Consider the following 14,722-nt stretch of genomic DNA (forward strand, 5'->3'; position numbering starts at 1 on the left):
GGCGAAGACGGGCCCTGGGGGGCTGGGGCGCATCCGTCTCCGGTTTCGCAAGGGGCCGGGCCGCGAAAATCCCGCATCGGCGGGCGCGAGCGCCGGGCGCAGGTACCCGTTCCGGCTCTGGCCGGCGGGGCATTGCCTGCTGTGAAAAGGATCGGGCCGGCGGGGGTCTCCCCAAGCCGGCCCGACTGCGCATGCGAGATGCGCCTGGCCTTAACGCCGCCCGATCATTGCGGGATGGCGAAGACCGTCAGCTGACCGCCGAGGGCGGTGTAGTTGCTGAGGGCCGCATAGCCACCCACCGCGCCGAGGCCGGCGTTCGGGTCGGTCAGTCCGGCCGCGAGGCCGATGCCGGCCCAGCCACCGACACCCGAGAGCACAGCCACGTACTGCTTGCCCTTGTGGGTGTAGGTCATGACGTTGCCGATGATGCCGGACGGGGTCTTGAACTTGTAAAGTTCCTTGCCCGTCTTGGCGTCGACCGCCTTCAGGTAGCCTTCGAGGGTGCCGTAGAACACCACGCCGCCGGCGGTGGAGAGAGCGCCGGACCACACGGAGAACTGCTCCGGGTTGGACCACACGATCTTGCCCTGCTTGGCGTCCCACGCGATGAAGTTGCCCATGCCGCCATGGCTGCCGGGAGCCGGGAACATGGAGAGCGTGGCACCCACATAGGGCTGGCCGGGGGTGTAGCTGACGCGGAACGGCTCGTAGTCCATGCACACATGGTTGGTGGGCACGTAGAACAGGCCGGTGTCAGGCGAGTAGGACGCAGGCTGCTGGTCCTTGGTGCCGAGCGCCGCCGGGCAGATGCCGGTGGAGTTCACATCTTCGCCGTTCTGCTCGGTGGAATACTTGGCCACGACCAGCGGACGACCATAGGTCGGGCTGTTCTTGTCCATGTCCACCTTCGAAGCCCAGTTCACCGCCGGGTCGAACTTCTCGGCCACGAGCAGCTCGCCGGTCTTGCGGTCCAGCGTGTAGCCGAAGCCGTTGCGGTCGAAGTGCACCAGCGTCGGGCGGGTCTGTCCGCCGATCTGCTGGTCGGCGAGGATCATCTCGTTGATGCCGTCATAGTCCCACTGGTCGTGGGGCGTCATCTGATAGACCCACTTGGCGACACCGGTGTCGGCGTCACGGGCGAAGATGGTCATGGACCACTTGTTGTCGCCCGGGCGCTGCTTCGGGTTCCAGGTCGAGGGGTTGCCCGAGCCGTAATAGATCAGGTTGAGCTGCGGGTCGTACGAATACCAGCCCCAGGTGCAGCCGCCGCCGGTCTTCCACTGGTCGCCCTGCCAGGTGGCGAGGGACGAATCCTTGCCCACGGGCTTGCCGAGCGCAGTGGTCTTCTCGTCGAACAGGATCTGGCTGTCCGGGCCGACGGAATAGGCGCGCCACGCCTGCTTTCCGGTGTTGATGTCGTAGGCGGTGACGTGGCACTGCACGCCGAACTCGCCGCCGGAGATGCCCACGAGGACCTTGTCCTTAACCGGCATCACGGTGGCGGTGTTGGTCTCACCCTTCTTGGGATCGCCGTTCACCACCGACCAGGCCACCTTGCCGGTCTTGGCGTCGAGCGCCACGACCTTGGTGTCGGCCTGATGCAGGAACACCTTGCCGTCGGCATAGGCGAGACCGCGATTCACCGTATCGCAGCACATCACCGGAATGACGGTGGGGTCCTGCTTCGGCTCGTACTTCCAGATGATCTTGCCTTCGTTGTTGAGGTCGAGGGCATAGACGATGTTCGGGAAGGGCGTGTGGACATACATGATGTCGCCCACGACCAGCGGAGAGCCCTCATGGCCGCGCAGCACGCCCGTGGAGAAGGTCCAGGAGACCTGGAGCTTGTTCACGTTGTCGGTCGTGATCTGCTTGAGCTTGGAATGGCGGGTGTTGGCGTAGTCGCCGGTCTGGAGAACCCACTGGTTGGGGTCCTGGGTAAGCTTGAGAACACTGTCATTCGCGCTGGCGGGCGCGCCGAAAAATACGGTTGCCGCCGCCGTGGCGGTCAAAACCAAAAGACGTCTCATCCGGGCTTCCTCCGATGGATGCGGGTCCGCCTCCACGCGCATGTGGAGCGGGAAACGCACTGAGCGTTTGTTTTCGCCTTGGGGGACTCCATCTACTTCGGCAGCGTGTCACGACCGGCGTGATGCCCTGAAGCCTTGCGGTGACAAGTGCGTCCCGCAGGCCTGCGAACCAACCCCGCGTTCCCCGCACGGAGCTGTTGAAGCCGAAGCTGTGAGGAACGTAAGCAATGTTTTCGCCCAAGGCAATACGCCAAATGTCCGGTTGACGAGGCGATTTATACTGCAAGCGCGAAGTTGCCCTACGTAACTTTGCAGCGCAGCAATATTCGCGTTCGGCAGCGGCTGCGCGGCCCTATTCCCATTCCAGCTCGTGATAGGCCGACGTCGCGTTGCGGGCGTTGAAGTCGTCGAACAGCTTCCAGTCCGGCGCCTCCTCGCGACCAGCCGCGCGGGCCGCCTCGGCCATGGTGCCGCCGGCCTTGACCGTGGCACGCACGTCGGCGACGAGGCGTTTGAGATAGCGCTCGGTGGGCGCCGCAGCGTCCGGCCAGGGGGCGGAGGCGGGACCGTGGCCCGGCACCACGCGGGCCGCAGGCCGGCGCTTCATCTCCTCCAGGAGGGCGATCCAGCCCAGGGCCTTGCCGTCGAGGGCGGGGACATGCCCCAGGAAGAGAAGATCGCCGAGGAACCAGGTGCTTGTCTTTTCGTCGAATACCGTGAGGTCGGTGGCGGTATGGGCGGTCGGCCACGCCTCGAGACGCAGCGGACGCTCCCCGAGATCGATGCTGCGCACCTTGTCCACGGTCTCGTCGGGCAGAATCACCTGCGTCCCCTCCGCCGCCTCCGGCCCGATGAGGCGCTCGGTGGCGGAAAGGTAGGAAGAGGCGCGGGCGGAGAGCGCCTCCGGCAGGTTGTGATGGCCGATGAAGGTCACGCCCGGCCCCACGAACGCAGCATCGCCGAGCACATGATCGGGGTGCATGTGGGTGTTGATGACATAGCGGATCGGCAGCGTCGTCCGAGCCCGGATGGCCGCCTTCAGCGCCTCCCCCGCCGCCTTGCTGCCGCCGGTGTCGATCACCGCCACGGCATCCTTGCCGACGACGAAGCCGGCATTGCCGACGAAGCCGAGATTCTTCGGCAATGCAAGGGCATAGGGCGCCTGATGGACGAAGACGCCGGGGGCGATCTCGCTCACCGCGAACGGCTCCGGCTGCGCTTGCGCTGCAGCCGGAATCGCGCCCACCAGCAGCGCCGCGAGCGCCACGCCTGCGGCCACGCGCGGCACCATCTGGGGCTTGCAGCCATGGGCTCCGGAACGCTCCATCTCACCCCTCCCGCAGCAGAGGAAAGCGCGCAGCCAGCGCCGCCCGCTCAGCCTCGATCCATGGACCATCGCGCATGGCTCGCGGCAAGGCGAGACACACCTCCTCGACGACGTGGGTGGGCCGTGGCGCCAGCATAACCACGCGGTCGGCCAGCTCCAGCGCCTCGCGCACATTGTGCGTCACCATGAGCACGCTGGTCCCGCCGTCCGCCGCCAGCGCCACGTAGCGGCGCAGCTCTGCGGCGGCCTGGGCATCGAGGGAGACGAAGGGCTCGTCGAGCACCAGAAGGTCCGGCTCCAGCGCCATAGCGCGCGCCAGCGACACCCGCCGGGCGAGGCCCAGCGACAGCTCGCCGGGATAGCGCGCCGCATGGGCCGAGAGGCCGAAGCGCGCGATCAGCGGAGCGAGGTCCATGGCCCGGCGCGCCTTCGGCAGCACGAGGCGGATGTTCTCCTCCACCGTGCGCCACGGCAGAAGACGCGGTTCCTGGAAGGCGACGCCGATGGAAAGGGTCGCGGGATCGGGCTTCACCTCGCCCTCGAAGGCGCGGTCGAGCCCGGCGAGGATGCGCAGCGTCGTCGTCTTGCCGCAGCCCGAGGGGCCGATGAGGCAGACGAATTCGCCCCTGCGAAGGGCGAGCGTGATGCCGCACACGGCCTCCATCCCGGTCCCGTCGGGCCGCCGGTAGGTCTTGGCGCGGATGACCGCCTCAATGAGCGGAGAGGCGCCAGCGTCGGACATGGGCTTCATAGGGCTGCAGCACGCCGTATTCGATGGCCAGCATGACCGCCATGAAGGCCAGCGAATAGCCGAGCACGGCGGTCACGTCGAACAGCTGGAAATAGACCGAGATGGCGTAGCCGACGCCGTTGGGGCGCCCCAGCAACTCCACCACGAGCACGATCTTCCACACCAGCGCGAGGCCGGAGCGCGCCGCCCCCGCGAGATGCGGCTGCAACTGCGGGATCAGCACGTGGCGCAGCCGGTCCATGGGCGACAGGCGGAAGGCATTCGCCATCTCGTCGAGCTCGGGGGAGAGCGCGCGGGTGCCCTCGCGCATCAGCACCGCCACGGTCGGAATCTTGTTGAGCGCCACGGCGAGCACCGCCGCCGCCTCGGTGAGGCCGAGCCAGATGTAGCAGAGCACGGTGATGACGAGGGCGGGCGTGTTGAGCAGCACGATCACCCAGGTATCGAAAGCCGTATCGAGCCTGCGCGAGCGGCCGAGGGCGACGCCGATGGCGCAGCCCAGCGCCATGGCCACCACAAAGGAGACCACGACCCGCGCCAGCGTGATGGCGATGTTGGAAACAAGATCGCCCCCGGTCGCCTCCCGCGCGATGAAGGCGAACACCGCATGGGGCGCCGGAAGGGACCGGCTGTGCGCCAGGGTGGCCGTGGTCTCCCATGCCAGCAGCAGCAGGACGAGCGAGGCCGCCCGCGCCGCGGTGCCCGAAGAAAGCAGCTTCATCGCGCCGCCGGCGCCTGGAAATAGAGGTCCGCCGGCAGGCGCGTGGCGCTGCCCACCAGCTTCGTTCCGCCGAGCTTCACCAGAACGGCATAAAGCTGCGCGGCAAGCGTCTGCTCCTCGGCAAGCGACAGCCGGGGGATTCCGGCGAGGAAGCCGCGGCGCAAGGCTTCGAAGGTGGCTTCGTCTCCCGCCTGCATCTGCGCCCGCGCCGCCGCCCAGCCGGGCCCGGAGCGGGCGGGATCAGGATCGGCCAGCGCCGTCTTGGTGGCGCGGGAGGCGGCGGCGAAGGCGGCGACCGTACCGGGGTTCGCACGGGCGAAGGTGCCGTCGAACACGTAGCCTACCAGCGTCGGCTCATGAGCGAGGCCGAAGCCCTTCACCATCTCCTCGACGGTGAGCATCTGCCGGAAGCCCTTGGGCTCCAGACGCGCGGCGAAAGTCCAGTAGATCAGCGCAGCGTCGAGATGGCCTGCCTCCAGCTCGGCCGCGAGCAGAGGCGGCGCGGCGAACACCGGCTGTGCGGCGGTCTGGAGATCGAGGCCAGCCTTCTCCTGCGCCGTCGCCTTGAGCATGAGCCAGCTTTTGTCGAGCGGGCCGCCGGCGACCCCCAGCCTCTTGCCGGCGAGGTCCGCGACGGAACGGATGGGGGAGCCCTTGGGCACCATCACCGCCCCTTCCGAGGAGGAGAAGGGGATGTAGACGAGATCGCGCCCGTCCGCCTTCACCCGCGCCGCCCAGAGCAGGTCGCTGACGATGGCATCCGCCGCCCCCGCCATGAAGGCGACGCGGCCGGCGTCATTGTTGGCATAGCGGGTGACATCGAGCGTCACGCCATTGGCCGCATCGAGCCCCAGCGCGCCCATGGCCGCGATTTCCCAGGCGGCCGAGCCGAATTGCAGGATGCCGAGGCGGGTGGGCGGCAGCGCGGCATGCGCGGGAGAGAGTGGCCCGCCGGCAAGCGCGACGGCAGCGCCGGACAGCGCGGCGCCCGAGAGCGCCAGCAGGCGGCGGCGCGTGAGCATGGCCTTCCTCCCGAAATCCTCCGGCCGGCGCCGCGCCCGCGACCCCGCCCGATGCGCCGCCACTGTGGCGACGCCGGGAAGAAGTGTCCATAACGATCTGAAACAAAAGGGCTTTTCTGAGAGGAATTTAAGAAAGTCGGAGAGGGAAGAGTTCCCGCCTCACACCGGACGACGGTCCTCGATGGTCTTGGCGTCGGCGGGCAGCGTGCCGGGCGAGAGCACGACCAGCCGGCCGCGCAGCTTGGTGGCGGAGCGGATGTCCTCCAGCAACGCATCCTGCGAGAGCGCGGCGGCGTCGGCGACCTCGATCTCCAGGGCCATGTCGTCCTGGTCGCCCGCGCGATCCACCACGAGACGGGCCTTCGCCACGGCCGGATGCTTCTTCACCGCCGCCTGAACCTGCACGGGATGCACGAACATGCCTCGGATCTTCGTGGTCTGATCGGCGCGGCCCATCCAGCCTTTCAGGCGGATGTTGGTGCGCCCGCAGGGGCTGGTGCCCGGCATCACGGCGGAGAGGTCGCCGGTGGCGAAGCGCACGAGGGGATAATCCGGCTCGAACAGGGTGACGACCACCTCACCCACCTCGCCCACGGCCTCCACCGGATCGCCAGTGCCGGGGCGCAGGATTTCCACGAGGCAGCCCTCGTCGACGATCATGCCGTCCTCGGCCTCGCTCTCATAGGCGACGAGGCCCAGATCGGCCGTGCCGTAGCACTGGCGGGCGGTGATACCGGCGGCCTTCAGCTCGGCCCGATGGACCGGCAGGAAGGCCTCGCCCGACACCAATGCCTTGGTGAGGCAGGAGATGTCGGTGCCGGTCTCACGCGCCTTGTCCACGAGGATCTTCAGGAAGGAGGGCGTGCCGCCATAGCCCTGCGGGCGGATGTCGGCGATGGCGCGCAATTGCAGGTCGGTCTGGCCGACGCCGGCCGGTAACACGGCGCAACCCAGCGCATGGGCGCCGCTCTCGATCATCGAGCCGGCGGGGGTCAGGTGATAGGAGAAGGAATTGTGCACGATGTCCCCGGCGCGGAAGCCGGCCGCGAACAGGCCGCGGGCGAAGCGCCAGAAATCGGGGCCGTGGCCCTCCACGTCATAGATGGGGCCGGGCGACATGAAGATGCGGGCCAGCCTGCCGGGCGGCGTCGCATTGAGCCCGCCGAAGGGGTAGCTCCGCGGCTGAATCTCAAGCAGGTCCGACTTGCGGGTGACGGGCAACTGCGCCAGCGCGGCCCGCGTGGTGACGGCGGCTGGGTCCACATCCTTGAACAGCGCGGCGAAATAGGGCGCCTTCGCCTTGGCGTGGGCGACCTGCGCGGCGAGCGCCTGCATCAGCGCCTGCTCGCGCGCTTCGGGGTCGCGGGTCTCGCTGGCGTCGTAGTGGCGGTTCGGATCGGTCATGGTGTCTTCCTGTCCCGCGCCCTGTCCCTTTTGGTGCCGTCATGGCCGGGCTCGTCCCGGCCATCCACGTCGGGCCGCCGGAGAAATGGTTGGTGGTGTTCCCGGCCGCTCCACGTGGATGGCCGGGACGAGCCCGGCCATGACGCCGTGCTATTCAGGTCGCGGCGACCCCCGCATGCCTCAGAGCCACCTCTTGCGGCGCTTGAAGCTCTTCAGGTTCTTGAAGCTCTTGCGCTCCTCGCCGCCGCCCTGGCCGAGGTAGAATTCCTTCACGTCCTCGTTGGTCGCCAGCATCTCGGCACTGCCATCGAGCACGATCTTGCCCTGCTCCATGATGTAGCCGTAGTCCGCCACGGAGAGCGCCACGCGCGCGTTCTGCTCCACCAGCAGGATGGTGACGCCGAGGTCCTGATTGAGCTTCTTGATGATGGAGAACACCTCCTTCACCAGAAGCGGCGACAGGCCCATGGAGGGCTCGTCCATGAGGATGAGCTTGGGGCGGGACATGATGGCCCGGCCAATGGCCAGCATCTGCTGCTCGCCGCCCGAGAGATAGCCGGCAAGGCCGGTGCGCTCCTTCAGGCGGGGGAAGTATTCGTAGACGCGCTCGATGTCGCTCTTCACCTCGTTGTCGCGCCGGGTGAAGGCGCCGAGGCGGAGGTTCTCGAGGCAGGTCATGTCGGCGATGATGCGGCGGCCTTCCATCACCTGGAAGATGCCGCGGCGAACGATCCTATCCGGCTCGATGCCGTTGATGCGCTCGCCCATGAAGGTGACGTCGCCACGGGTGATCTCGCCGTCCTCGGTCTTCAGGAGGCCGGAGATCGCCTTCAGCGTGGTGGACTTGCCGGCGCCGTTGGAGCCGAGCAGGGCGACGATCTGGCCCTTCGGCACCTTCAGGGAAAGGCCGCGCAGGACGAGGATGACGTCGTTGTAGACCACCTCGATGTTGTCCACCGACAGGAGCGGCGGCGCGGTCTCGGCGGCGGGTTCGAACTTCAGTGCGGCCTCGGCCATGGCATTCATCCTCATCGCACCGTCATGCCCGGGCTTGTCCCGGGCATCCACGTCGTCCCGCAGGAGCCGACCGCGCCAGATGCGCCCGGCCGTCCCACGTGGATGGCCGGGACAAGCCCGGCCATGACGCCCTGTTAAAGCCTCACCAGCCCTGCAGTTCCGTCTTGCGCGGCAGGTCGATGGTGGCGACCTTTTCGAGCTTGATGGTGCCGGCCTTCACGAGGTCAGCCACGGAGGCGTCGGTGGGGCCCGTCACCACGGAGCGGTAGAGGTCCACGCGGGTGGTGGGGCGGTGGTCGGTGGCGGTCCAGGTGGAGGGATTGCACACGCCGTCCATGCCCTTCGGCACCCAGTCCTTCTTCTGGTACATGCCGTCGCGGATCTTCACGCCGGTCACGCCGCCGTTCTTGTCCGCCCACTCCATGGCTTCCTTCATGTAGAGGGCGGTGCAGATGGCCGCGAGATAGTGCACCGGGCGATAGGCCGCGCCCGAGGCATCCGACATCTTGGAAATCTCCTTGGCGGTGGCAAGGCCGGGCGCCGAGCCGTTCCAGGTCACGGCGGTGCGCACCGGGAAGACGACGCCGTTGGCGGCCTCGCCGGCGGCCTTCATGGCGTTCTCGTCCATGCCCCACACGTTGCCGAGGAACTGCACGTCCACGCCGGCGGTCTTGCACGCCTTCAGCACCGAGATGTTGGAGCCGGCGGTGTTGCCGAGATACGCGTAGTTGGCGCCAGACTGCTTCAGCGTCAGGCACTGGGGCGTGTAGTCACCCGGCGTGAGGGCGAAGGTGATGGGATCGAGCACCTCGAAGCCGAGCGACTTGGCATATTCCGCCGCTGCTTCCTTGGGCGAGTTCGGATAGGGGTGGTTCGCACCCATGTGCACCCACTTGGGCTTGCCGGGCTTGCCCTTCTTCTTCCAGTCGTCGGCGGCCCACTGCACCATGGCGCGGGCGGCGTCCGAATAGGACGGGCCGTAGAAGAAGTTGAACGGCGCGGCGCGCTCGCTCTTGGCGTTCACCTTGCCCACGGGATCGGTGAGGGAGGCGGAGTAGGAGCCCGAGTAATAGGGGATCTCCTCCTTCGTCACCATGCCCACGAGGGCTTCGGTATCGGCGGTGCCCCAGCCCTGGATGGCGACCACCTTGTCGGTGCCCACCCACTTCTTGAAGGCGGCCAGCGCGCGGGGCACCTGGTAGCCGTATTCGTTGAAGTCGGAATTGATCTTCTTGCCGTTGACGCCGCCATTGGCATTGATCCAGGCGATGGTGTCCTGGATGCCCTGACCGTAGGGCTGGCCCACGTCCGAGGTGCCGCCGGAATAATCGGCGAGATGGCCGATGTTGATCGACTGCGCGAGCGCGGGCGTCGCTGCGGCGATCGCCAGCGCAGAGACGAGGGAAAGGGTCAGTCGCTTCATCTGTGGCTCCTTGGGTTTCCTCTTGCGCCGGGCGGTCTGCGCCGCCTCGGCTCGGGTTTCGTCGGGACCTGAACGCATCAATAGGAGAAGGGATAGAGCTTCCAGTAGGCCTTGATAAGGCGCCAACGGTGGGCAAGGCCGTCCGGCTCGAAGATGAGGAAGAGGATGATGGTGAGGCCGATCAGCATCTCGCGCATGTAGGTGATGCCGTCTTTGAGGTGCAGCGCCTGGTCGATGGCCGAGCCCTGCAGCGCGGATGCCAGCCAGCCGGTGGCCTCGGGCAGCAGCACCATGAACACGGTGCCCATCAGCGAGCCCATGATGGAGCCGAGCCCGCCGATGATGATCATGCCGAGGAACTGGATGGAGAAGAGGATGTCGAGCCCCTCCACCGACATGAAGCCCACATAGTGCGCATAGAGCGCCCCGCCGATGCCGGCGTAGAAGGACGAGATGCCGAACGCCATGGTGCGATACTTGGTGAGGTTCACGCCCATCATCTCGGCGGAGAGATAATGGTCTCGCACGGCGATCAGCGCCCGCCCGTCGCGGCTGCGCATGAGATTGGTGGCGCCGATGTAGCCGATGACCACGAAGAACAGCACCACGTAGAAATAACGCGCATCGCCCGACATGTCGTAGCCGAACAGGGTGAAGGGCGCGGCGATGGCGCCGTGGGTGCCGCCGGTGAACCATTCGGCGCGCACGAAGAAGTCCTGCAGGATGAACTGGGCGGCGAGCGTCGCGATGGCGAGGTAGAGCCCCTTCACCCGCGCCGCCGGCAGGCCGAAGATGAGGCCCACCACCGTGGTCCACAGCCCCGCCAGCACGATGGCGAAGAGCACTGGCACGCCCTTGTTGGCCAGATAAGCGGAAGCGAAGCCGCCGAAGCCGAAGAACACCGCGTGGCCGATGGAGATCTGACCGGAAAATCCGACCAGGATGTTCAGCCCCTGCGCGGCGATGCCGAGATAGCCGATCTGGATCATCAGGCTCAGCACGTAGCGCGAGGCGAACAGCGGCGTGCAGCACAGGGCCACGATGGCGAGGATGACGAAGATCAGCGTCAGCCGCGTCTGGAAGATGGTCTGGTCGGCCTTGTAGCTGGTGCGATAGTCGCCGCACGGCCGGAGCGAGGTGAGCGCCATGACCTCAGACCCTCTCGATGTCGCGGGTGCCGAACAGCCCGTAGGGCTTGATCATCAGGATGATGATCAGGGCGTAGAAGGGGATGATCTCGTAGAGGTTGCCCCACTTCAGATACTGGCTGTCCACGTATTGGCCGAGGTTTTCCAGGAGGCCGACGATGAGACCGCCCACCACCGCGCCGAACACGCTGTCGAGGCCGCCGAGGATCACCGCCGGAAACACCTTGATGCCGAAGTAGGAGAGGGCCGACGACACGCCGTTGACGATGCCCACCACAACGCCCGCCACCGCCGAGACCGCCGCCGAGATGCCCCAGGAGAGCGCGAACACCTGGCGCACCGAGATGCCGAGGGACTGTGCCACCTGCTGGGAGAAGGCGGTGGCCCGCATGGCGAGGCCGAGCCGCGAGTACTTAAAGAACCAGGCGAAGCCCGCCATGATCGCGAGACTGACGCCCGTGGACATGAGATAGGCCGTCTGCACCTGCAGCCCCAGGATGTTCACCTGTGCCACCGGGAAGATGGGCGGGAACGGCTGCGCGAAGGTGCCGAACATCCACTTCATCAGCGCCTGGAAGAAGATGGAGAGGCCGATCGTCACCATGATGACGGAGATGATCGGCTCGCCGATAAGCGGGCGCAGCACGATCATTTGCACGGCGATGCCGAACACCATCATGAAGCAGACGGCGATGAGGAAGCCCCAGAAGAAGGGGATGTTCCAGGCGGTCAGCAGCCACCAGCAGGTCCAGGCGCCGATGAGGAGGAACTCGCCCTGGGCGAAGTTCACGACCTGCGAGGCCTTGTAGATGAGCACGAAGCACATGCCGACCACGCCATAGAGCGTGCCGATGATGAGCCCGTTGATGATGAGCTGAAGCAGGAGCTGGGATTGCATCACGCCGCCCTCCTTTTTCCGTCATCCTTCACCGGCGGCGGGGCGCCGAGGTCGATGACGTCTAGCTTGGTCTTGATGCGCTGGCGGGTGCCGTCCTGGAAGGTGATGGTGGTGTCCACGTCGATCACCTTCTGCCCCTCGTACATGGCATCGATGATGGTGCCGTAGCGCTCGTTGATGACGCCGCGGCGCACCTTGCGGGTGCGGGTCAGCTCGCCGTCGTCGGCGTCCAGCTCCTTGTAGAGCAGGAGGAAACGGCCGATGCGCTGCTTCTCGGCGAGCGTCCGGTTCACCCCCTCCACTTCCTTCTTCAGAAGCGCGATGACTTCGGGCCGCGCCGAAAGGTCCGTATAGGTGGTGAACGAGATGCGGTTCTTCTCCGCCCACTTGGAGACGATGGAGAAGCGGATGCAGATGAGCGCCGCGAGACTGTCGCGCCCGTCGCCCAGCACGACCGCCTCGGCCACGTAGGGCGAGAACTTCAGCTTGTTCTCGATATATTGCGGCGAGAAGCGATCATTGTGCGAGGTCTTCGCCATGTCGCGGATGCGGTCGATGACGACGAGATGGCCCTTGCCGTTGAAGAAGCCGGCATCGCCCGTGCGCATCCAGCCTTCCTCGGCGAAGGACTTTTTCGTTTCCTCGTCGTTGCGGAAGTAGCCAGTGAACATATTGGCGTGCCGCGTGACCACCTCGCCGAGGCCGTTCGGATCGGGATCATCGATGCGGATCTCGACGCCCTCGAACGGCACCCCCACCGTGTCGAAGTCCACGTCCTTTTCCTTGTGCAGCGTGTAGGCGCCGAGCAGCTCGGTCTGGCCGTAGAGCTGGCGCATGGGCACGCCCAGCGCGAGGAAGAAGCGGAAGGTGTCCGGCCCCAATGCCGCGCCGCCGGTGGCAGCGGATTTCAGGTGCGAGAAGCCGAGGCGGTCCCTGAGCGCGCGGAACAGGATGAAGTCGGCGAGCGGCGAGCGCCGCCCCTCGTCCAGCGCCTTGAGGCCGAGCTTCATGCCGAGGTCGAACATGCCGCGCTTCAGGGCGGAGGAATCCATCATGCGCGAGCGCACGTCGGCGGCGATCTGCTCCCACACGCGGGGGGCGAACAGCACGAAGGAGGGGCCGATCTCCCGCATGTCGGCCATCAGCGTCTCCTGCTCCTCCACGAAGTTCACCTTCATGCGGGAGATGAGCGCCTGACCGAAGGCGTAGATCTGCTCCATGATCCACGGCATCTGCAGAACACTGACGTATTCATCGGTGGGCAGGCGCGGGTCCATGTCCAGATAGGCCCGGCAATGCCTCAAAAGCGCGCCGCCGGTGAGCATGGCGAGCTTGGGGTGGGAGGTGGTGCCCGAGGTGGTGCAGAGGATGGCCACATCCTCGCCCTTGCCGGCATCCACGAGGCGGTCGTAGGCGCCGGCATCGCGCGCGGCCACCTCGGCGCCGCGCTTCTCCAGCTCCTTCAGCGAGATGAGGCGGGGATCGTCATATTTGCGGATGCCGCGCGGGTCGGAATAGACGATGTGCCGGACGGTGGGGATCTTCTCGTCGAGCGAGAGCAGCTTGTCGACCTGCTCCTCGTCCTCGGCGAAGACCACCGCAACATCTGCATAGGTGACGAGATAGGCCACCTCGTCGCCCAGCGCATCGCGATAGATGCCCAGGCTCATGCCGCCGATGGCATGGGCGGCGATCTCGCCCATCAGCCATTCCGGCCGGTTGTCGCCGATGAGGCCGATCACGTCACCGCGGGAAACGCCGAGCGTGGTGAGCCCGAGGGTCATGTCGCGCACGCGGGTCGCGACCTCGCCCCAGGTGTAGGAAATCCAGATGCCGAGGTCCTTCTCGCGCAGCCACGTCTCGCCGACGTGGGCTTTCGCGTTCAGCCGCAGCAGCTTCGGCAGGGTGTCGTGGACCGTGACGTCGGGATAGGCGGGAATGGGAGCCATGGTGCGCCTCAGCCTTGCCGCATCATGCGGACACGGCGGCGGGCGCCGCCTCTTCGATCTCAAGATCCTCCTCGCCGAGGTAGGCCTTGCGAACGTGCGGATCAGCCAGAACGGCGGCGGGCTCGCCCTCCACCAGCTTGCGGCCGAAATCGAGCACCATCACCCGGTGGGAGATGTCCATCACCACGCCCATGTCATGCTCGATCATGATGATCGTCATGCCCCATTCCTCGTTGAGATCGACGATGTAGCGGGCCATGTCCTCCTTCTCCTCGAGGTTCATGCCCGCCATGGGCTCGTCGAGGAGAATGAGCTTGGGCTCCAGCGCCACCGCGCGAGCGAGTTCCACGCGCTTGCGCAGCCCGTAGGAGAGGGTGCCGGCGGTGGCCTTGCGCACATGCTGGATATCGAGGAAGTCGATGACCTCCTCCACCTTGCGGCGATGCTCCAGCTCTTCCTTCTGCGCGCCGCCGATCCAGTAGAGCGCGCCGGTGAAGAAGTTGTTCTTCAGGAGGTGATGACGGCCGACCATGATGTTGTCGAGCACGCTCATGTGGCTGAACAGCGCGAGGTTCTGGAAGGTGCGGCCGATGCCGATCTCGGCGCGGCGATTGGGCTTCAGCTTGGTCACGTCGGCGCCGTCGAACACCACGCGTCCGTCGCTCGGCGTGTAGCGGCCGGAGATGCAGTTCAGCATGGATGTCTTGCCGGCGCCGTTGGGGCCGATGATGGAGAACAGCTCGCCGGGGCGCACATGGAAGCTCACATCGGACAGCGCCTTGAGGCCTCCGAAGCGGAGCGAGATGTTCTGCACATCAAGCAGGGCAGACACGCCCGTGGCAGCTCCGGCCGAAGCGGCAGGTAGCGACATGGTCCCCTCCCTATCCCGCATCGCGGGTTGGCTTCTATGAGCCGCTATCTCATATTATGAGACGCTGATTGATTTCATTATCGAGCGACCGTTTGAATCTTTCAAGCGAGACTTAAGGCGATCGCGAAAAATATTGCGGTCGAATTGAATTCGTCTCACAT

The 14,722-nt window shown here is 66.4% G+C and carries 12 protein-coding genes; all 12 read right to left on the reverse strand.

The features are described 5' to 3' along the window. Nucleotides 1-224: 224 nt before the first annotated feature. The 12 genes from xoxF5 to A37E_RS0108915 all read right to left on the reverse strand — a co-directional run bounded on the left by xoxF5 (nucleotide 225) and on the right by A37E_RS0108915 (nucleotide 14,561). A complete protein-coding gene (gene xoxF5 / locus A37E_RS0108860; RefSeq protein ID WP_029556271.1) occupies nucleotides 225-2,030 on the reverse strand; it encodes a lanthanide-dependent methanol dehydrogenase XoxF5 in 1,806 nt (601 codons plus the stop codon). Nucleotides 2,031-2,382: 352 nt separating this feature from the next. Next, complete coding sequence (locus A37E_RS0108865; RefSeq protein ID WP_245279295.1) at nucleotides 2,383-3,357, reverse strand: quinoprotein relay system zinc metallohydrolase 2; 975 nt, start codon at nucleotides 3,355-3,357, stop codon at nucleotides 2,383-2,385. A 1-nt stretch (nucleotide 3,358) separates the two neighbouring features. Further along, entirely contained in the window at nucleotides 3,359-4,099 is a 741-nt protein-coding gene (locus tag A37E_RS0108870; RefSeq protein ID WP_029556273.1) for an ABC transporter ATP-binding protein, read from the reverse strand. Next, nucleotides 4,068-4,829, reverse strand: coding sequence for an ABC transporter permease subunit (locus tag A37E_RS0108875; protein WP_029556274.1), 762 nt, complete (start codon nucleotides 4,827-4,829; stop codon nucleotides 4,068-4,070). The genes A37E_RS0108870 and A37E_RS0108875 overlap by 32 nt, the downstream gene beginning before the upstream one ends. Beyond that, nucleotides 4,826-5,851, reverse strand: a complete 1,026-nt coding sequence (locus A37E_RS0108880) for an ABC transporter substrate-binding protein (protein ID WP_029556275.1) — start codon at nucleotides 5,849-5,851, stop codon at nucleotides 4,826-4,828. The genes A37E_RS0108875 and A37E_RS0108880 overlap by 4 nt, the downstream gene beginning before the upstream one ends. A gap of 159 nt (nucleotides 5,852-6,010) precedes the next feature. Next, nucleotides 6,011-7,255 (reverse strand): AMP-binding protein, encoded by a 1,245-nt coding sequence (locus A37E_RS0108885; RefSeq protein WP_029556276.1) that lies wholly within the window; start codon nucleotides 7,253-7,255, stop codon nucleotides 6,011-6,013. Nucleotides 7,256-7,435: 180 nt separating this feature from the next. Then, the gene (locus A37E_RS0108890) at nucleotides 7,436-8,272 is read right to left on the reverse strand and encodes an ABC transporter ATP-binding protein (RefSeq protein WP_245279296.1); all 837 of its coding nucleotides are present in this window, start codon (nucleotides 8,270-8,272) and stop codon (nucleotides 7,436-7,438) included. A gap of 142 nt (nucleotides 8,273-8,414) precedes the next feature. After that, a complete protein-coding gene (locus A37E_RS0108895) occupies nucleotides 8,415-9,695 on the reverse strand; it encodes an ABC transporter substrate-binding protein (RefSeq protein ID WP_029556278.1) in 1,281 nt (426 codons plus the stop codon). A 77-nt stretch (nucleotides 9,696-9,772) separates the two neighbouring features. Then, nucleotides 9,773-10,843: a branched-chain amino acid ABC transporter permease gene (locus A37E_RS0108900; RefSeq protein WP_029556279.1), complete on the reverse strand. Its 1,071-nt coding sequence runs from the start codon at nucleotides 10,841-10,843 to the stop codon at nucleotides 9,773-9,775. A 4-nt stretch (nucleotides 10,844-10,847) separates the two neighbouring features. Then, the gene (locus A37E_RS0108905; protein WP_024276586.1) at nucleotides 10,848-11,741 is read right to left on the reverse strand and encodes a branched-chain amino acid ABC transporter permease; all 894 of its coding nucleotides are present in this window, start codon (nucleotides 11,739-11,741) and stop codon (nucleotides 10,848-10,850) included. Then, entirely contained in the window at nucleotides 11,741-13,690 is a 1,950-nt protein-coding gene (locus A37E_RS0108910) for a long-chain fatty acid--CoA ligase (protein ID WP_029556280.1), read from the reverse strand. Before A37E_RS0108910 ends, A37E_RS0108905 begins: the two co-directional genes overlap by 1 nt. Nucleotides 13,691-13,712: 22 nt before the next feature. Continuing rightward, nucleotides 13,713-14,561 carry an ABC transporter ATP-binding protein gene (locus A37E_RS0108915; protein ID WP_245279297.1) on the reverse strand — a complete coding sequence of 283 codons (849 nt, stop codon included), beginning with the start codon at nucleotides 14,559-14,561 and terminating at the stop codon, nucleotides 13,713-13,715. Between the last annotated feature and the right edge of the window lie 161 nt (nucleotides 14,562-14,722).

It is taken from the genome of Xanthobacter sp. 91, from assembly GCF_000702385.1.
In the GTDB taxonomy this organism is placed as follows: domain Bacteria; phylum Pseudomonadota; class Alphaproteobacteria; order Rhizobiales; family Xanthobacteraceae; genus Xanthobacter; species Xanthobacter aminoxidans.